The organism is Streptomyces sp. NPDC017246 (assembly GCF_044331325.1).
In the GTDB taxonomy this organism is placed as follows: domain Bacteria; phylum Actinomycetota; class Actinomycetes; order Streptomycetales; family Streptomycetaceae; genus Streptomyces.
Map to the genome: position 1 here is coordinate 126,441 of NZ_JBIRMW010000013.1, position 18,469 is coordinate 144,909.

Sequence of the window (18,469 nt, forward strand, 5' to 3'; positions counted from 1 at the left end):
CGGAAGGGGGCCTCATAACTTCAGGCCTTGATAAAAGGCTTGCTGTTGTTGTCCGTTGGGCGCGAGACGGCGAAAGGGTTGTCAGGTGCATAACACACGCATGCGGGTACGCACGTTCCTCCGGCGAGCGGCGGGGAGGCCGGGCCGGCCGGCGGACGCCGGCCCCCGCACCCGCCGGCTCCGGCCGCTGACCGCACTCACCGCGGGAGCCCTCGTCGCGAGCAGTCTGGTCCTCACCGGGCCCGGCACCGCGCAGGCCGCCGGTGAGCGGGTCGACGTCTGGCTGACCACCACCTCCGACTCCGGCGGCCGTACCGTCACCCGTGGCCTCGCCCAGCAGGCGCCCCTCGCCTTCGGGCCCTCCGGCGGCACCGCGAGCCACACGGTCACCGTCGACGAGAACACCACGTACCAGCAGTTCGAGGGCGGCGGGGCGTCGATCACCGACACCACCGCCCATCTGCTGCGCGGCGGAGCCGTCAGCGCCGCCACCCGTGACGCGGTGATGCGCAAGCTCTTCTCGCCTACCGAGGGCATCGGGCTCTCCTTCGTCCGCAACCCCATCGGCGCCTCGGACCTCTCCCGGCCCGGCCACGTCTCCCTCGACGACACCTGCTGCGACCTGAACGACTTCGGCACCAACGGCTACGACACCGACGTCCGGCTGCTGACCGCACAGGCCAAGCAGCTCAACCCGGCCCTGCGGGTCAAGGGCGTGCCGTGGAGCGCCCCGGGCTGGATGAAGGACAACGGCCGGATGGACCAGATGGGCTGGCTGAAGGCGGAGTACTACCCGCTGTACGCCCAGTACCTGGTCAAGTACGTGCAGAGCTACCAGGCCGCGGGCGTGAAGGTCGACTACCTCTCCGTCCAGAACGAGCCGAACTGCTGTCAGGCCGGCAACCCGACCGCCATGAACTACCCCGGTATGAGCTGGAACCCCGCCGGACTCGTCGAGTTCACCAAGAACCACGTCTACCCGGCCTTCCGGGCCGCGGGGATCACGACCAAGGTCCTCGTCCACGACTGGAACTACGGCGACTATGCCAACTTCGGCGCGGGCATCCTGAACGACGCGGGCGTGCGCAACGATCCGCTGTTCGGCGGCATCGCCTGGCACGGCTACGCCGGCGACCCGGCCGTGGGCACACAGGTCCACAACCAGTACCCGTCGGTGAAGCAGTTCAGCACCGAGCACTCGGGCGGCACCTGGATCGGGAACCAGCACAACGAGGACCTGAGCGACATCGTGAACTACGCCCGCAACTGGAGCGGCAGCCTGGTCAAGTGGAGCCTCGGGCTCAACCAGAGCATGGGCCCGCACAACGGCGGCTGCGGCACCTGCACCGGCCTCATCACCGTGCAGGAGGGCGGCGCCCGCGCCGGACAGGTCGACTACACCGTCGAGTACTACACGACCGGCCACCTCACGAAGTTCGTCCGGCCGGGGGCGTACCGCATCGCCTCCACCGCGAACAGCACGGTCCAGAACGTGGCCTGGCGCAACTCCGACGGCTCCAAGGCGCTCATCGCCCACAACGGCGGCACCTCCGCCCAGTCCGTCCGGGTCGACTGGGGCAACCAGTCCTTCACGTACACCCTGCCCGCCCGTACCACCGCGACCTTCACCTGGTCGGGGACGACCGGCGGCGGCGAGACCGGGGCCGGGACCCTGACCGGCCTGGCCGGGAAGTGCCTGGACGTGGCCGGCGGCGCCACCGCCGACGGAACGGCCGTCCAGCTGTACGGCTGCAACGGCACCACGGCGCAGCGCTGGACCCTGGCCGCCGACGGCACCGTGCGCGCGCTCGGCAAGTGTCTCGACGTCAACGGCGGTTCCACCGCCGACGGCGCCCAGGTCCAGTTGTACAACTGCAACGGCACCGCGGCGCAGCGCTGGACGTACAACGCCACCACGCACGACGTGGTGAACACCGGCGCGAACAAGTGCCTGGACATCACCGGCAACTCCTCCGCCGACGGGACACGGGCCCAGATCTGGACCTGCACCGGCGGGGCCAACCAGAAGTGGACCCACAACGCGGCCTGACCCCGGCCCTCATCAGCCCCCGAAACGACCCCTCAGACAGGCCGCGGCCCGTCCCAAGGAGCCCGTATGTCACCCGCACGTCCCCGAAGGACGGTGAGCGCGGCCGTCGTCGCCGCGACCGCCGTACTCACCGGCCTGCTCACCGGCGGCCTGCCGAGTGCCGCCGCCCAGGAGCCCGCACCCCGCGCCGTCGACCGGTTCGAGGGCGAGGTCCCCTTCGCGGCACCACCCGCCGAGGGCCTGTTCACCTGGGGCAATGCCACCGGGTCCCACCCGCGACTGGAGCTGACGGAGCGCGCCGACGCCCCCGAGGGCGGCAAGGTCCTCGAAGGCCGCTACGACATCGACGGCTGGGGAGGCTTCACCCACGACTTCGCCTTCGACCAGCCGGCCCACGACTGGACCGCGTTCAAGGGCATCCGTTTCTGGTGGTACGGCCAGAACACCGCCCCGCTTCCGCCCGGCTCGGGCAAGAAGATCGCCCTGGAACTCAAGGACGGCGGCGCGAACGGCGAGGCCTCCGAGCTGTGGACGACCTCCTTCACCGACGACTGGGAGGGCTGGCACCTCGTGGAGATCCCCTTCTCCACGTTCCAGTACCGGGCCGACTACCAGCCGGTCGGCGGCATCGACCAGGTCCTCGGTCTCGACCGGATGTGGGGGTACGCCGTCACGCTCCCGACCGGTGCACCGGGGGCGTTCGCCCTCGACGGCGTGGAGCTGTACGGCACGGCGGAGCCCGCGCTGAACACCAAGGTCGTCACCAGGTCCGTCGTGCACCCCGTCGACGAGGGCGGCAGCGCCCGGGTCGACGTCTCGGTGGCGACCACCGGCTCCGGGCCGACCGGTGAGCCCGTCACCGTGACGTACGAGACGGAGAGCGGTGGCAGCGCGGAGCCGGGGAAGGACTACCGTCCGGTCTCGGGCAGCGTGGTCTTCCCCGCCGGGACGCCCTCCGGGGCGACGCGCTCGATCACGGTGCAGACCCTGAAGGACGCTTCCGCCGAGTCCGCGGAGACGATTCCGCTGCGGCTCACCGTCGACGGCGCCAAGGCACCCGCCGAGACCCCGCTGGTCGTGGTGAACGCGCACGGGCTGCCGTACCTCGACGCGCGGCTGCCGGTACGGAAGCGGGTCGCCGATCTGCTCTCCCGGATGTCCCTGGAGGAGAAGGCCGGCCAGATGACGCAGGCCGAGCGCAACGCGCTGCGGGGCCAGGGCGACATCGCCGGATACGCCCTCGGCTCGCTGCTCTCCGGCGGCGGCTCGGTCCCCACTCCCAACACGCCCCAGTCCTGGGCGGCGATGGTCGACGCGTACCAGCTGCGCGCACAGGCCACCCGCTACCAGATCCCGCTGATCTACGGTGTGGACGCGGTCCACGGCCACAACAACGTCATCGGCGCGACGATCATGCCGCACAACATCGGCATCGGCGCCGGGCGTGACCCCGAGCTGGCCGCCCGGACCGGAGCCGTCACCGCGAAGGAGGTACGGGCCACCGGCGTGCCCTGGGACTTCGCCCCGTGTCTCTGTGTGACCCGCGACGAGCGCTGGGGGCGGTCCTACGAGGCCTTCGGTGAGGACCCGGCGCTCGTCACCGCCATGGAGACCGTGATCAACGGCATGCAGGGCGCCCGGAACGGCAAGGACCTCGACCGCAACGACAAGGTCCTGACCAGCGCCAAGCACTTCGTCGGGGACGGCGGCACCGCCTTCGGCTCCTCGGCCACCGGTTCGTACACGATCGACCAGGGCGTCACCAGGGTCAGCCGCGCGGAGCTGGAGGCCGTGCACCTGGCGCCGTTCGCGGAGGCGGTGAAGCGCGGTACGGGCACGGTCATGCCCTCGTACTCCTCGCTCGACATCCTCGGGGACGAGCAGGGTCCGGTGAAGATGCACGCCAACGCCGAGATGATCAACGGCGTCCTCAAGGACCGCATGGGCTTCGAGGGCTTCGTCATCAGCGACTGGCAGGCCATCGACCAGATCCCCGGCGACTACCCCAGCGATGTGCGCACCTCGATCAACGCCGGTCTCGACATGATCATGGTGCCGACGAACTACCAGGAGTTCACCCGGACCCTCACCTCCGAGGTCGGGGCCGGCCGGATCTCCACCGCGCGGATCGACGACGCCGTGGCCCGCATCCTGACCCAGAAGTTCCGCCTCGGCCTCTTCGAGAAGCCGTACGCGGACACCACGAACCTGCCGTCGATCGGCTCGCCCGAGCACCGCGCGGTCGCCCGCGAGGCCGTGGCCAAGTCCCAGGTACTCCTCAAGAACGAGGGCGCGGTCCTGCCGCTGAAGCCCTCGCAGAAGGTGTACGTGGCCGGGTCGAACGCCGACGACCTCGGCAACCAGGCCGGTGGCTGGACGATCAGCTGGCAGGGCTCCTCCGGACGCAACACCACGGGCACGACGATCCTCGAAGGGATGCGCAAGGCCGCGCCGGGGGCCGACATCGCCTGGTCGAAGGACGCGTCCGCCCCGACCGACGGGTACGACGTCGGTGTGGTGGTGGTCGGCGAGACCCCGTACGCCGAGGGGTTCGGCGACGTCGGCAACGGCAACGACCTCGAACTGACGGCCGCCGACAAGGCGGCGGTGGACAAGGTCTGCGCGGCGATGCCGTGCGCGGTCCTGGTCGTGTCCGGCCGTCCGCAGCTGATCGGCGACCGGCTGCCGGCCGTCGACGCGCTGGTCGCGTCCTGGCTGCCCGGCACGGAGGGCGACGGCGTCGCCGACGTCCTCTACGGCAAGCGGCCGTTCACCGGTCAGCTGCCGGTGACTTGGCCGAAGTCGGAGGCGCAGCTGCCCCTCAATGTGGGGGACGCCGCCTACGACCCGCAGTACCCGTACGGCTGGGGGCTGACCACCCTCACCCCAGTACCGTCCGGCGGGGAACCCGCGCTGCGGGCGCTCGGTGTCGCCGCCAAGGCGCTCCAGGCGGTCGGCCGGGGCACTTCGCCCGAGGGCCGGAAGCTCGTCGCGGCGGCGCGGCTGATCGTCCAGAAGAAGATCGGCCAGAACATCACGGAGGCGAACGCGAAGCCGTTCGCCGACGCGGACCATCTGCTGCTCACGGGTGATCTCGCGGGCGCGGTCGGCAAGCTGACGGCGGCGTTCCGGGCCGCGGGCTGACGGACGGCGGCACCGAAGGACGGACGGCCCGGCCCCCGGGGTGGAACCCACCCCGGGGGCCGGGCTTGTCGCGGGCCCCTCGCCTCGGTATCTTGCATTGCATGGTTCCTGGTAACGCAATGAACGAGGCGGGAGACAGAGTCCCCAGCCAGCTCCGCAAGGGAGTGCTGGAGTACTGCGTCCTCGCGCTGCTCAGGGACGAGCCGAAGTACGGTGTCGAGCTCGTCGCCGAGCTCTCCGCGGTCAGCGTCATGACCACCAGTCAGGGCACGATCTACCCCCTGCTGTCGCGGCTGCGGCGCGAAGGCCTCGTCGACACCGAGCTGCGCGAGTCCCCCAGCGGGCCGCCGCGCCGCTACTACACACTCACCGTCGTCGGGCGGGCGTCCCTCGCCGAATTCGCCCAGGCGTGGCCGCTGTTCCGGAACGCCGTCGACCACTTCCTCACCGACCCGCAGGGGGACTCCGCATGAACGCCACCGAACACCACCCGCTCGTCACCGCCTACCTCGAGAGCGTCGCCCGCGAGACGGCCGAACTGCCCGCCGAGCGCAGGGCCGAACTCCTCGCGGACCTCCGCGAGCACATCCAGGTCAGCGGCGCGGAGGACGACGAGCAGCTCCGGGCGGTCCTGGCCGAGCTCGGTGAGCCCCGCACCGTGGCCGCCTCCGCCCTCGCAGAGGAGGCGCCGGCCGGTCGGACCGGTGCGGCCACGCCCGGGACCGGCCGCACCAGGACGACCGCGATCCTCCTCGGCGTCTCCGGAGTGCTCCTCCTGCTCAACCCGTACGCCGGGGCGATCGCACTGATCGTCGCCCTGGTCATGCTGTGGGGCGCGCCCCAGTGGGACAACCGTCGGAAGGTCATCGGTACCGCCACCGGCGTGGCCGTGCCCGTCGTGGTGTTCCTGGGCGCGCTGCTCGGAGACGCCTCCCGGATCGGCCCGATGGAGGTCCTGCTGATCCTCGTGTTCTCGCTGGGCGTCCCGCTCCTCGGCATGACCCTCCTGCTGCGGGCCGTGCGCCGCTGACGCCGGGGTGCGACGCGGCTCCGGGCCGGCCCTCGCCGGAGGGGCGGCCCGGAGCCTGTCGTACGCGCGGAGGAGACGTCAGGCGGCGGGCCCGGGAATCCGAAGCGCCTCGGCGTTCCGGTCCCAGCCGGACCACAGGTCGCTGTCGACGCAGTAGCCGCACCCGGGGCCGAAGAACTCCCCGCGGGCGTTCTCGTCACCGAGCAGCCAGAAGCGGAGCCAGGCGGTCGTCGGGGCGCGGAAGTCCCCGCCGTCGCCGATGGAACTGAGGTGCCCGGCGCCGCGGACCTCTCCGTAGACGGCGGGGGCATGGTCCGTGTCCCGGTACAGGGCCTTCACCAGGGCCGGCCACACGGTCAGGTCCCGCTGGCCCGCCAGATAGAAGACGGGTTCGTCCATCAGGTCCGGGTCGGCCAGTGGACCGGGCTGGATCGGGACGGCGGTGTCGACCCGCGGGTCGACGGCCGCGTTGAGGGCGGCCGCGCCGCCCTGCGAGTGACCGGCGGAGGCGATGTGTTCGAGGTCGACCTTGCCGTGGAACTTGCTGGAGCTGTCCGCGTTCCGGTGCTCCAGGACGTCGATGCCCGCGCGCATGCTGATCGCGAAGTTCGACGTGGGCGTGTTGGCGGCGGCGACGATGAAGCCCTGGCTCGCCCAGTGGCGCAGCAGCGAGCTGTAGACACCGGGCACGGCGCCCGTGCCGTTGCCCCAGATGATCACCGGGTGGCGCTCGCCCGACTGCCCCATGGCGCGCGGGTAGTAGAAGGTGTGCACCGCCTCGATGTCGACGCTCACCTCGTACGGGCCCGTCCGGCCCCAGTCGGTGCCGACGGACGGGATCGTGCCCGCGGTCGTGCTCGCGGTCCCCGCGTCGGCGGCCGCGCCGGCCGTACCCGGCGCGGTGCACACGGCCATCACGGCGGCGAGCAGAAGACCGCCGAACACGCGGCTCGTTCTCCCTGGCATACGAACTCCTTTACGGATCCGGCACGTTGCGTGTCCTCGCAAGCGTGACCAGGCCATGATCGAGCTCGCGGGGTCGCGTGTCTGTCCGCAGGAGCCCAGACCTGGCGCCACCGGTCTGGGTATCTGCCCAGAACGCCCGCCGCCCCCTCCGAATCCGTGGTTCGGCGGGGGCGGCGGGCGGTGGTGGCGTCCGGGTCAGCGGGCCAGCAGCTGGAGGGTGTCGATCACGCGGTTCGAGAAGCCCCACTCGTTGTCGTACCAGGCGACGACCTTGATGTGGCGGCCCTCGACGCGGGTGAGCTCCGAGTCGAAGATCGACGAGGCCGGGTTGCCCGTGATGTCGGAGGAGACCAGCGCGTCCTCCGAGTACTCCAGGACACCGGCGAGCGGGCCGGCCGCCGCGGTGCGGTAGGCCTCGAGGACCTGCTCGCGCGTCACGTCACGGGCCACGGTGGTGTTGAGCTCGACGATCGAGCCGACCGGGACCGGGACGCGGATGGAGTCGCCGGACAGCTTGCCGTCGAGGTTCGGCAGCACGTGGCCGATCGCCTTGGCGGCGCCGGTCGAGGTGGGCACGATGTTGACGCCGGCGGCACGGGCACGGCGGGGGTCGCGGTGCGGGCCGTCCTGCAGGTTCTGCTCCTGCGTGTAGGCGTGGACCGTCGTCATGAAGCCGTGCTCGATGCCGGCCAGGTCGTCGAGGACCTTGGCGAGGGGCGCGAGCGCGTTGGTCGTGCACGAGGCGTTCGAGACGACCGTGTGCAGCTCGGCGTCGTACGCGTCGGTGTTGACGCCGTAGGCGAGGGTGACATCGGCGCCGTCGGCGGGAGCGCTGACGAGCACACGCTTGGCACCGGCGTCGATGTGGGCGCGGGCGGCCTTGGCGTTGGTGAAGCGGCCGGTCGCCTCAAGGACGATCTCGACGCCCAGCTCGGCCCAGGGAAGCTGCGCCGGCTCGCGCTCGGCGAGCACCTTGATGCGGCGGCCGTCGACGACGAGGGTGTCGCCGTCGACGCTCACCGGGCGGCCGAGGCGGCCCGAGGTCGAGTCGAAGGCGAGCAGTCGCGCGAGGGCGGCCGGCTCCGTCAGGTCGTTGACGGCCACGACCTCGAGGTCCGTGTCGCGCTCCAGCAGGGCGCGGAGCACGTTGCGCCCGATGCGGCCGAATCCGTTGATGGCGATGCGAGTCATGAATGGTGTCCCTTCAACTTCTGCGTCTCCACCAGGTTCGCTCGGCGGGAACGGTCCTGACAGAGGCGGGATCGCCACGGTCCGCAAGGATCGCGCCAAGACCCTGCGAAGACCCGGCGAGGGGACTACTCGCCCTTGGTGAACGTCCGCCGGTACTCGCTGGGCGTGGTGCCGAGGATGCGCTGGAAGTGCAGCCGCAGATTCGCGCCGGTGCCGAGGCCGACGTCGGCGGCGATCTGTTCGACACTCCGCTCCGAGCGCTCCAGGAGCTCCCGGGCGAGGTCGACCCGGGCCCGCATCACCCACTGCATGGGGGTGTATCCGGTGTCCTCGACGAAACGCCGGGAGAACGTACGGGCCGACACCGCGGCGTGCTCGGCCAGCGCATCGAGGGTGAGCGGTTCGCCGAGCCGGTGCAGCGCCCATTCGCGGGTGGCGGCGAACCGTTCGCCGAGCGGCTCGGGCAGGCTGCGGGGCACGTACTGCGCCTGACCGCCGCTGCGGTAGGGGGCGGCGACCAGCCGCCGGGCCGCGTGGTTGGCGGCGGCCACGCCGAGATCGCCGCGCAGGATGTGCAGACAGAGGTCGATGCCGGAGGCCGCGCCGGCGGAGGTCAGCACGCTCCCCTCGTCGACGAAGAGGACGTTCTCGTCGACGCGGACGAGGGGTCGTTTCGCCGCGAGCGCCTGGGTGTAGTGCCAGTGGGTGGTGGCGCGCTTGCCGTCGAGCAGACCGGTGGCGGCGAGCGCGAAGGCGCCCGTGGAGATGGCGGCGAGGCGCGCACCCCGGTCGTGGGCCGCGATCAGCGCCTCGACGACGGCCCGCGGCGGGTCCTCGCGGTCGGGAAAGCGGTAGCCGGGGACGAAGACGATGTCGGCCCACGCGAGCGCGTCGAGGCCGTGGGCGACGGCGTAGGAGAGGCCGTCGCCCCCGGCGACGAGTCCGGGTTCCGCGCCGCACACCCTCACCTCGTACGGCATGCTCGCGCGGGTCGTGAAGACCTGTGCGGGGATGCCGACGTCGAGCGGCTTCGCCCCTTCGAGTACGAGGACGGCGACGCGATGGAGGCGGGGGGTAGGCGGCACGGGACAAGACTAGGCGGAGAGGTGCGCCCCGGCCGCCGGCGGGCGGCCGGGGATCAGCGGGTCAACGGGTCGCCGGCCGGGCCGGATCGGCGGGTCGCCGAACAGGCGGGGCCGGCCGGTCACCGGCCGGCGAGGTCAGCGGGGCACCGGCCGTACGAGGTCAGCGGGTCACCGTCCATTTCTGGTTCGCGCCTCCGCCACATGTCCAGATCTGCAGCCGGGTGCCGTTGGCGGAGCTGTTGCCGGTGGCGTCCAGGCATTTGCCGGATCCGAGGTTGACGATGTCCCGGGCCGCGTTGGCGGTCCACTGCTGCGCGCCGCTGCCGTTGCAGTCCCACAGCTGGACGGGGGTGCCGTCGGCCGTACCGGCGGAGGTGACGTCGAGGCACTTGCCCAGCGCCCGGATCGTGCCGTCGGCCCCCACGGTCCATTTCTGGGCGGCGGTTCCGTTGCAGTCGTACAGCTGGACGGGGGTGCCGTTCGCGCTGTTCGCTCCGGCCACGTCGGCGCACTTGCCGCCGATGCCCGTGATCGGTCCCCCGGTGGCGGGGCTGTCCGCGGTGGTGACGCGGACGTGGTCGACGACGAGCTGCTGCGGGAAGGCGGTCGAGCCGTCGGGGTCGCCGGGCCAGTAGCCGCCGACCGCGAGGTTGAGGATGAGGAAGAACGGCTTGTCGAAGACCCAGGCGCGGCCGCCGAGGTCGGCGGGCGTACGGGTCTGGTAGACGTTCCCGTCGACCGACCAGGTGATCTTCCCCGGCGACCAGTCCACGGCGAAGGTGTGGAAGGCGTCGGCGAAGGCCTGACCGCCGGGCAGGGTGTACGCGGCTCCGATGCCGCCCGAGCCGGAGTAGCCGGGCCCGTGGAGGGTGCCGTGCACGGTGGACGGTTCGAAGCCGACGTTCTCCATGACGTCGATCTCGCCCGAGTTGGGCCAGCCGACCTGTCCGAGGTCGTTGCCCAGCATCCAGAACGCGGGCCACATGCCCTGTCCGCGCGGCACCTTCATACGGGCCTCGACGTGGCCGTATCGGGTGGTGAACTTCCCGGCGGTGTTGAGCCGGGCCGAGGTGTACTCGCACCGGCCGTACCAGCACTGGTAGTTGCCGGGGTTCTCCTTGCGTGCGGTGATCACGAGGTGGCCCTGGCCGTCGAGCGCGGCGTTGCGGTTGCCGGCCGTGTAGTACTGCCGCTCGTGGTTGCTGACGTTGTCGCCGGTCTCGATCTGCCACCGGGCACCGTCCGCGGGGAGTCCCGCGGCGCCGTCGAAGTCGTCGGAGAAGGTGACGGCGGCGGCCTCGGCCGCGGGCTGGAGTGCGGCGGCGCGTTCGGCGGGCCGGGTGGCGCCGGTGGGGGCGGTCGCGCCGAGACCGAGTGTCGCGGCGGCCACGGCGAGCGCTGTCACCGCGGTGAACAGCGGGCGCCGTGAGGAGCGGGCGGAGGGCATGGCTCTCACTTCCGTCGGGTGTGGGGGAGGAGACAGGCCCGTGCCATGCATGTTATGCCATGAGCATGACATGACACGAGCCTTCGTCGCCCCCATGATTTAAGAAGTGAGGTAAGGGGGCGTCAAGAGGTAGGGACTCCCTCGCGCGGCCCGGTCAGCGGGAGTTGCCGGCGTGCGTGAGGGTCTCCCAGGCGACGAAGAGGTTGTCGGTGCCGGCCGGACGCCCGGCTTCGGTCAGGTTCTGCGTGTTGGTCATCCCGTACCCCATGCGGTGGTGGAGCGCGTTGAAACCCACCTCCGTGACCGGCCCGAGGTGGTCCTTGAGCGTGCCGCCGCAGAGCCAGCTCGGGACCGCCGCCCCGAGCTCGTACTTGGCCTGGAGACCGAGGGCGTGACGCAGCCGGTCGGCGACCTCGGGATAGAGGTCCTGGCCCTGGATACGGCTGGTCTCGGCGATGTGGGAGATGGCGGACAGGCCGTAGCCGGTGTGGGTGAGATCGCGGCAGGTCTCCTGGGTCAGACCGTCGACGAAGGTGGTCTGCCCCTGCCAGTAGCGGACGATCTCGTCGCGCGTGTCGAGGCCGCTGCCCGGCGCCGCCTTCGGCAGGGCGCCGTCGCTCGCCAGGTAGATGTACGCGGGGACGCGGCCGCGGAACTTGGCCACGGCCTTGTCGTAGGCGGCGCGGTCCTCCAGGAAGACGGCGATGCCGAGGGCGGCCTCGGTCATGCTGAGCTCCCAGTTGCCGTTGGAGTGGGAGCCGTTGGCGACCTCGGGGAGGTAGACCGTGCGCAGCATCGTCTTGAAGCGGTCGACGCGGGCCTGGGGCCAGCCGGTGTAGGTGTGGCGGATGATCTCGGCGGCGCGCGGCCAGGAGGATCCGGCCCAGCCCGTCTGCAGGGGCGCGTTGGAGTTGGTGTGGTCCGTGATCACGCCGGACCAGGCGTCCATGAGCTCGATCGCCTTCTGGGCGTAGCGACTGTCCCGGGTCACGTACCAAGCGAGGGAGAGCGTGTACGCGGCGATGGCGTCCTCCCGCTCGTCGGTGCAGCCGTAGTTCGGGTTCGAGTACGAGCCGCACTCGACGACCGAGCGGGGCTTCGGGACCCGGGAGAGCGAGGCGTACCTGCTCGCCATCATCTGGTCGTAGGCGCCCTTCCAGGGCTGGGCCCCGGCGTTGACCTGCTCGCGGGTGAAGTCGAGCTGGCCGCGGGAGACCAGGACGCCGGGGTGGACGAACGTGGTGGGGGCCGCCTCCGCCCGGCCGCCTCCGGGCCCTGCGACAAGTGCGGCCAGGAGGGCGGCGGCCAGCAGGGGGACGGCGAGGAGCACACTCCTTCGGCTGCGCCTCGCATGGGAACCATCGCGCCATATGAACATGGGATTGCCCCTTCTTCAGATATGTGAACTGGGGGGGGACTGTCGAGGGTGGAACCTAAAGGTCTGAACCAGTGGCGTCAAGGTGGTGGGATCGGTGCCGGATGAACGGTTTCGGCAGCTCAGGTGCCCACGATCGACCACCTGGAGTTCACACACATGAACGAAGGTTGATCGGTCCCACCCGGCCCGACCGGCGGGCGGTGTCCGGCGGGTGAGGCGGCACGCCGTACGATTCCACCGTTGTCACTTACCTCGTCCGAAGGAGATCCCCCATGGCCCAGGTCACGCTGAAGGGCAGCCCGGTACAGGTCAACGGCACCCTGCCGACCCCCGGAAGCCAGGCTCCCGACTTCACGCTCGTCGCCGAGGGCCTCGCGGACAAGTCGCTGAAGGACTACGCCGGTCAGCGCAAGGTCCTCAACATCTTCCCGAGCGTCGACACCCCGACGTGCGCCTCCTCCGTCCGCGCCTTCAACAAGAAGGTCGGCGAGCTGGAGAACACCGTGGTGCTCTGCATCTCCGCGGACCTCCCCTTCGCCCAGGCACGCTTCTGCGGCGCCGAGGGCCTCGAGAACGTCAAGAGCCTCTCGACGCTCCGCGGCCGCGAGTTCCACACCAACTACGGCGTGGAGATCGCGGACGGCCCGCTGGCCGGCCTCACCGCCCGCGCCGTCGTCGTCCTCGACGAGAACGACACGGTCCTGCACGCGCAGCTCGTGGGCGAGATCGCCGAGGAGCCCAGCTACGACGACGCGCTCGCCGCCCTGAAGTAAGCCGGGCGAGCGAAGCCACGCACGACGGGAGCCCCTCCACCGACACGGTGGAGGGGCTTTTACGCGCACCCGCTCGCATACCCGCTCGCGCGCCCGCCCCCACCGGCTCGCGCGCCCTTCGCGTACCCGCCCTCCGTCCGCCATCCATCCCCCGTCGCCGCTCAGGCGCAGGCGGGGCAGACCCCCCGATACGTCACGTCGGCCTTCGAGACGGTGAAGCCGAACCGCTCCGCAGGCGGGAGGACGGCCAGCGGGTCCCCCGCCGGGTGGACGTCGCGGATGATGCCGCAGCCCGAGCAGACCAGGTGCTGATGCGGGACGTGCGCGTTCGGGTCGTACCGTTTCGCCCGCCCGTCCGTGGAGAGCTCCACCACCTCCCCCAGGGAGACCAGCTCGCCCAGGGTGTTGTAGACCGTCGCCCGCGCGATCTCCGGCAGGAGGGCCACCGCGCGCGCGTGCACCTCGTCCGCCGTGAGGTGGACATGCTCGCCGGCGAGGACCTCCGCGACGACACGCCGCTGAGACGTCATCCGCCAGCCGCGCGCACGCAGGCGCTCCAACAGGTCACTCATTCGGGCTCACCCCTTCGGATGGTTGGCGTGGTTCTTGACTTGGACTGAGTCCATCGTAGGATCGGTTCCGGCAATAGCCAAGGCACACCGTGGCTCCGGCAGGGCGCGAGTCCCCCGCCGGTGCCCGCCCCGGCTGAGCACCACGATCCGCCCCGTCCGGAAGGATTTGCATGTCCGAGAACCACGACGCAATCGTCACCGACCCCACGCCCGAGGGCACGGGCGGCTGCCCGGTGGCCCACGGCCGTGCCGCGCACCCGACCCAGGGCGGCGGCAACCGCCAGTGGTGGCCGGAGCGGCTCAACCTGAAGATCCTCGCCACCAACCCCGCCGTGGGGAACCCGCTCGGTGACGAGTTCGACTACGCCGAGGCCTTCAACGCCCTCGACCTCGCGGCCGTGAAGCGTGACATCGCCGAGGTGCTCACCACCTCGCAGGACTGGTGGCCCGCCGACTTCGGCCACTACGGCCCGCTCATGATCCGCATGGCCTGGCACAGCGCCGGTACGTACCGCATCAGCGACGGCCGCGGCGGCGCCGGAGCCGGCCAGCAGCGCTTCGCGCCGCTCAACAGCTGGCCGGACAACGGCAACCTGGACAAGGCCCGCCGTCTGCTGTGGCCGGTGAAGAAGAAGTACGGCCAGAACATCTCCTGGGCCGACCTCATGATCCTCACCGGCAACGTCGCCCTGGAGACGATGGGCTTCGAGACCTTCGGCTTCGCCGGTGGCCGCGCCGACGTCTGGGAGGCCGACGAGGACGTGTACTGGGGTCCCGAGACCACCTGGCTCGGCGACGAGCGCTACACCGGCGACCGCGAGCTGGAGAGCCCGCTCGGCGCGGTCCAGATGGGCCTCATCTACGTCAACCCCGAGGGCCCCAACGGCAACCCGGACCCGGTCGCCGCCGCCCGCGACATCCGCGAGACGTTCCGCCGCATGGCGATGAACGACGAGGAGACGGTCGCCCTCATCGCCGGTGGCCACACCTTCGGCAAGGCCCATGGCGCCGGCCCGGCGGACAACGTCGGCAACGACCCCGAGGCCGCTCCGCTCGAGGCGCAGGGCTTCGGCTGGGCGAACTCGTACGGCAGCGGCAAGGGCGCCGACGCGATCACCAGCGGTCTCGAGGTCACCTGGACCACGACCCCCGCCCGGTGGAGCAACGACTTCTTCAAGCACCTCTTCGAGTACGAGTACGAGCTCACCCAGAGCCCGGCCGGCGCGAACCAGTGGGTCGCGAAGAACGCCGAGGCGATCATCCCCGACGCCCACGACGCGTCGAAGAAGCACCTCCCGACGATGCTCACCACCGACCTCTCGCTGCGCTTCGACCCGGCGTACGAGCAGATCTCGCGGCGCTTCTACGAGAACCCGCAGGAGTTCGCGGACGCCTTCGCCCGCGCCTGGTACAAGCTGACCCACCGTGACATGGGTCCGGCCGTCCGCTACCTCGGCCCGGAGGTCCCCTCCGAGGTCCTCCTGTGGCAGGACCCGCTGCCGGCGCGCGAGGGCGAACCGCTCGACGCCGCGGACATCGCCTCCCTCAAGGAGAAGATCCTCGGTTCGGACCTCACCGTCGCGCAGCTGGTCTCCGCGGCCTGGGCCTCGGCCTCCTCCTTCCGCGGCAGCGACAAGCGCGGCGGCGCCAACGGCGGCCGCATCCGCCTGGAGCCCCAGCGCAACTGGGAGGTCAACAACCCGGACGAGCTGGCGCAGGTGCTGCGTACGCTCGAGAGCGTCAAGGCCTCCTTCGACGCCGCGGGCGACAAGAAGGTCTCGATCGCCGACCTGGTCGTGCTCGCGGGCTCCGCGGCCGTCGAGAAGGCGGCCAAGGACGGCGGCTTCGACGTCCAGGTGCCGTTCACGCCGGGCCGGGTGGACGCGGCGCAGGACCAGACGGACGTGGAGTCCTTCGCGGCCCTCGAGCCGCAGGCCGACGGCTTCCGCAACTACCTCGGCAAGGGCAACCGCCTCCCGGCCGAGTACCTGCTGGTCGACCGCGCGAACCTGCTGACCCTGAGCGCGCCGGAGCTGACGGTCCTCGTCGGCGGCCTCCGCGTCCTGGGCGCGAACCACCAGCAGTCCGCGCACGGCGTCCTCACCACGACCCCGGGCACCCTGACGAACGACTTCTTCGTCAACCTGCTCGACATGGGGACGGCGTGGACGGCGGCGTCCGAGGACGCGACCACGTTCGAGGGCCGCGACGCCGCCACGGGCGAGGTCAAGTGGACGGGCACCCGCGCCGACCTGGTCTTCGGCTCGAACTCCGAGCTGCGCGCGCTGGCCGAGGTCTACGCGAGCGACGACGCGAAGGAGAAGTTCGTGACGGACTTCGTCGCCGCGTGGGCCCGGGTCATGGACCTGGACCGGTTCGACCTCGTCTGACCCTCACCGTCCGACCGTCGCCCGATCCGGTCCGACGCTCCCGGGCCCCGGCCCGCCGACCTCGTCGGCGGGCCGGGGCCCGGCCGCGTGACGGGTCAGCGGCGAAGGGCCGCGAAGGCCCCGTCGGCCAGGACGGCGAGTGCCCGCGCGCGCGACGGTCGCGACGGCGTCCTCAGCAGGTCCGGTCCGGCGCGCTTGACCGCGCGGAGCCGCAGTCCCTGGACACGATGCAGTGCGCGTACGAAGGGACGTACCTCCCGGTCGACGGTGCCCTCCAGGTCGCGCGAGGCCATCAGGCAGATCCGTGCCTTCTCCGTCTGCTCCCGGAGCAGACCCGCCGGCGCATTCGCGTCGTACTCCCCCGTCGCCAGTCCCGCCGGGTCCAGTCCATGGGCCGCCAGGGCGTCGAGCGGGATGCCGATCCGGCCGGTGGGCAGGTCCTCGCTGAGGTCCTCCAGCCAGTCGAGGCGCTGCATGGCTTCTATCAGAAGCCGGCAGCCGCGCCGGAATTCCGGCTCGGTCGCGGGCGGCCTCGGCAGGAGGCCCGCGGTGAGCAGGAGGGCGGGCAGGGAGTAGGCGTCGATGTAGGCGGACACCTCCCGCTCGGTGGCGAAGCCCTCCCAGCGGACCTCGGTCCGCGCGCCGGCGAGGAAGTCCTCCACATGGGCGCGGAGTGCCGGATGCCGGTCGGTGCTCCGGCACAGGGCGCGCAGCACGGCGTCCTGCGAGGTACCCGTCGCCAGGGCCTTTCGGGTCTCCGCCTCCCACTGCTCCAGGGCGTTCGCGCGCCGGTCGGCATCGCCCCGGTCCACGCGGTCGTCGGTGACGTGCATGTAGGCCACGGCCGCGATGACGTCGGGGACCAGGGCGGCGGGCAGCAGGACGCGTACGGCGAGGTACTCCGCGGGTGCGAACCGGGCCACCAGGTGCCGCTGCCGGCCGTAGTCGCGGCGTGCGGCCTCGTCGGTGATTCCGGCCGCGGTGAGGCATCGTGTCCAGGGGGCCCAGCGGGCCGTCGGTCGCGCGGTGCGGGGCATGTCAGCCTTTCCGGAGGACCCGCGCGGTGCGGGCGAGCAGGCGGGGCGAGGTCAGGGCCCTCGGGTGCGCGTTCATGTGGACGACGTCCATGTACGCCTGGTTCACCCGGGTGTCCTTGACGGAGGCGGTGGTGATGCGGTCGCCGGCCCAGCGCAGGAGGCGGTAGCCGCGCGGGTACGGACCGGTGACGTGCGGCTGGGCCAGGTCGGCGGTCGTGGACAGCTGCCACGCGGCGTCGACGACCACCTCGGCCCGGCGGAAGTAGCCCCGGGCGGGGGCGTGCGGCGAGGCTCCGGACCTCAGGTGCACGGCGAGGGACGAGGCCTGCAGGGTGGCGAGGGTGAGCCCTTGGCCGTAGACGGGGTTCACGGTGGCCAGGGCGTCCCCGATGACGACGAGTCCGCCGGGGAACCGGCCGAGGGCGGTGAACCGGCGCCGTCGGCTCTCGCGGAAGTGGAAGGGCTCGACCTCTCCGAGCATCTCGCACGACTCGGCCACCCGGCGGAGCGGAGCGACGCAGCGCTTCATCCGGGCCAGGAAGTCGGACCGGTCCCGCCCGGGACGGTGGTCGGCGTACCCGGCGAGGACGACGGACCAGGCGTCGTCCTCGACGGCGGCCAGGGCTCCGGGTTCGCAGAGGGTGGGCTGGTACGCGCTGGCGGGACCCGGGGTCGCGTGGGCGATCACCGTGTCGGGGAGTTCGCTCCCGCGGGCGAACCGCGCGGTGGCGTAGCCGAGGTCGACGCGCATCCGGTCCACCGGTGCCCGCTCCCAGCCGTGTTCCGTCAGCCAGGTGCCCAGCCGGCTGGAGCGTCCCATGGCGTCCACGACGAGATCGGCCCGCAGGTCGTGGGCGGAGCTCGGGCCGCCGGGCCCCTCCAGACGTACGCCGGTGACCCGGGCTCCCGTGAGGAGGAGTCCCCTGGCGGTGGCGTTCTCCTGGGTGACGTTGGCGAGGGCCGTGACGCGGCGCCGGACGTGCGCCTCGACGAAGGGGCGGGTCGCGCCGAGCATCCGGGCGCCGGCGACGGGGGCCTTTTTCGCTCCGTCGACGTAGAACTGCACGGCGTCTCCCACGCCGAGGCGGGCGCCGCCGCGCAGCATCTCCAGTGTGATGCCGGGGAACTGACGCTCGATCTGGGTGTGGCCCATGGCGAGCAGGGCGTGGAGCTGGCGGCGGTGGGGCGCTCCCGAGCCCGTGCCGGCTGCGTCCGGGAGCTCGGGTTCGACGACCACGACCTGTTCGGCGAAGTCGCTCAGGACCCGGGCCGCGAGCAGCCCGGCGAAGCTTCCCCCCAGCACGACGGCACGCTTCATGTTCTCCCCCTCGAAGATCACGGCAACGGCCGGACCTTACCCGCCCGCTCCCGCGACGCGCGGGGCCGGTGGAGGGAAGCGCGGGTTC

The 18,469-nt window shown here is 71.6% G+C and carries 14 protein-coding genes; 6 read left to right on the forward strand and 8 right to left on the reverse strand.

The window, feature by feature from the left end:
- Positions 1-100 precede the first annotated feature (100 nt).
- The 4 genes from ACH4MY_RS27480 to ACH4MY_RS27495 all read left to right on the forward strand — a co-directional run bounded on the left by ACH4MY_RS27480 (position 101) and on the right by ACH4MY_RS27495 (position 6,224).
- Entirely contained in the window at positions 101-2,050 is a 1,950-nt protein-coding gene (locus tag ACH4MY_RS27480; RefSeq protein ID WP_398006417.1) for a lectin, read from the forward strand.
- 66 nt (positions 2,051-2,116) lie between these two features.
- The gene (locus tag ACH4MY_RS27485; RefSeq protein ID WP_398006418.1) at positions 2,117-5,194 is read left to right on the forward strand and encodes a glycoside hydrolase family 3 protein; all 3,078 of its coding nucleotides are present in this window, start codon (positions 2,117-2,119) and stop codon (positions 5,192-5,194) included.
- Between the two features lie 101 nt (positions 5,195-5,295).
- Positions 5,296-5,667, forward strand: a complete 372-nt coding sequence (locus tag ACH4MY_RS27490; RefSeq protein ID WP_398006419.1) for a PadR family transcriptional regulator — start codon at positions 5,296-5,298, stop codon at positions 5,665-5,667.
- Complete coding sequence (locus ACH4MY_RS27495) at positions 5,664-6,224, forward strand: HAAS signaling domain-containing protein (protein ID WP_398006420.1); 561 nt, start codon at positions 5,664-5,666, stop codon at positions 6,222-6,224. Before ACH4MY_RS27490 ends, ACH4MY_RS27495 begins: the two co-directional genes overlap by 4 nt.
- A 78-nt stretch (positions 6,225-6,302) precedes the next feature.
- Here ACH4MY_RS27495 and ACH4MY_RS27500 read toward each other — a convergent pair whose 3' ends face one another.
- The 5 genes from ACH4MY_RS27500 to ACH4MY_RS27520 form a co-directional block, all read right to left on the reverse strand.
- Positions 6,303-7,190, reverse strand: coding sequence for an alpha/beta hydrolase family protein (locus tag ACH4MY_RS27500; RefSeq protein WP_398006421.1), 888 nt, complete (start codon positions 7,188-7,190; stop codon positions 6,303-6,305).
- A gap of 195 nt (positions 7,191-7,385) precedes the next feature.
- Positions 7,386-8,381 carry a type I glyceraldehyde-3-phosphate dehydrogenase gene (gene gap, locus ACH4MY_RS27505; RefSeq protein WP_398006422.1) on the reverse strand — a complete coding sequence of 332 codons (996 nt, stop codon included), beginning with the start codon at positions 8,379-8,381 and terminating at the stop codon, positions 7,386-7,388.
- 125 nt (positions 8,382-8,506) lie between these two features.
- A complete protein-coding gene (locus ACH4MY_RS27510; RefSeq protein ID WP_398006423.1) occupies positions 8,507-9,466 on the reverse strand; it encodes a GlxA family transcriptional regulator in 960 nt (319 codons plus the stop codon).
- Positions 9,467-9,626: 160 nt separating this feature from the next.
- Positions 9,627-10,913: a ricin-type beta-trefoil lectin domain protein gene (locus tag ACH4MY_RS27515; RefSeq protein WP_398006424.1), complete on the reverse strand. Its 1,287-nt coding sequence runs from the start codon at positions 10,911-10,913 to the stop codon at positions 9,627-9,629.
- A gap of 154 nt (positions 10,914-11,067) precedes the next feature.
- Positions 11,068-12,291, reverse strand: a complete 1,224-nt coding sequence (locus ACH4MY_RS27520) for an alginate lyase family protein (RefSeq protein WP_398006425.1) — start codon at positions 12,289-12,291, stop codon at positions 11,068-11,070.
- Between the two features lie 272 nt (positions 12,292-12,563).
- Here ACH4MY_RS27520 and tpx point away from each other — a divergent pair, with 272 nt between their 5' ends.
- Positions 12,564-13,064 (forward strand): thiol peroxidase, encoded by a 501-nt coding sequence (gene tpx / locus ACH4MY_RS27525; protein ID WP_398006426.1) that lies wholly within the window; start codon positions 12,564-12,566, stop codon positions 13,062-13,064.
- A 161-nt stretch (positions 13,065-13,225) separates the two neighbouring features.
- On the opposite strand, the gene ACH4MY_RS27530 is transcribed toward tpx, so the two are convergent.
- Entirely contained in the window at positions 13,226-13,636 is a 411-nt protein-coding gene (locus ACH4MY_RS27530) for a Fur family transcriptional regulator (protein ID WP_398006427.1), read from the reverse strand.
- 170 nt (positions 13,637-13,806) lie between these two features.
- On the opposite strand from ACH4MY_RS27530, the gene katG reads away from it, so the two are divergent.
- Positions 13,807-16,026, forward strand: a complete 2,220-nt coding sequence (katG, locus tag ACH4MY_RS27535) for a catalase/peroxidase HPI (protein ID WP_398006428.1) — start codon at positions 13,807-13,809, stop codon at positions 16,024-16,026.
- 95 nt (positions 16,027-16,121) lie between these two features.
- Here the strand turns inward: katG and ACH4MY_RS27540 are convergent, their stop codons facing one another.
- Entirely contained in the window at positions 16,122-17,063 is a 942-nt protein-coding gene (locus tag ACH4MY_RS27540; protein WP_398006429.1) for a phytoene/squalene synthase family protein, read from the reverse strand.
- Position 17,064: 1 nt separating this feature from the next.
- Positions 17,065-18,381 (reverse strand): FAD-dependent oxidoreductase, encoded by a 1,317-nt coding sequence (locus tag ACH4MY_RS27545; protein WP_398006430.1) that lies wholly within the window; start codon positions 18,379-18,381, stop codon positions 17,065-17,067.
- Positions 18,382-18,469: the final 88 nt, after the last annotated feature.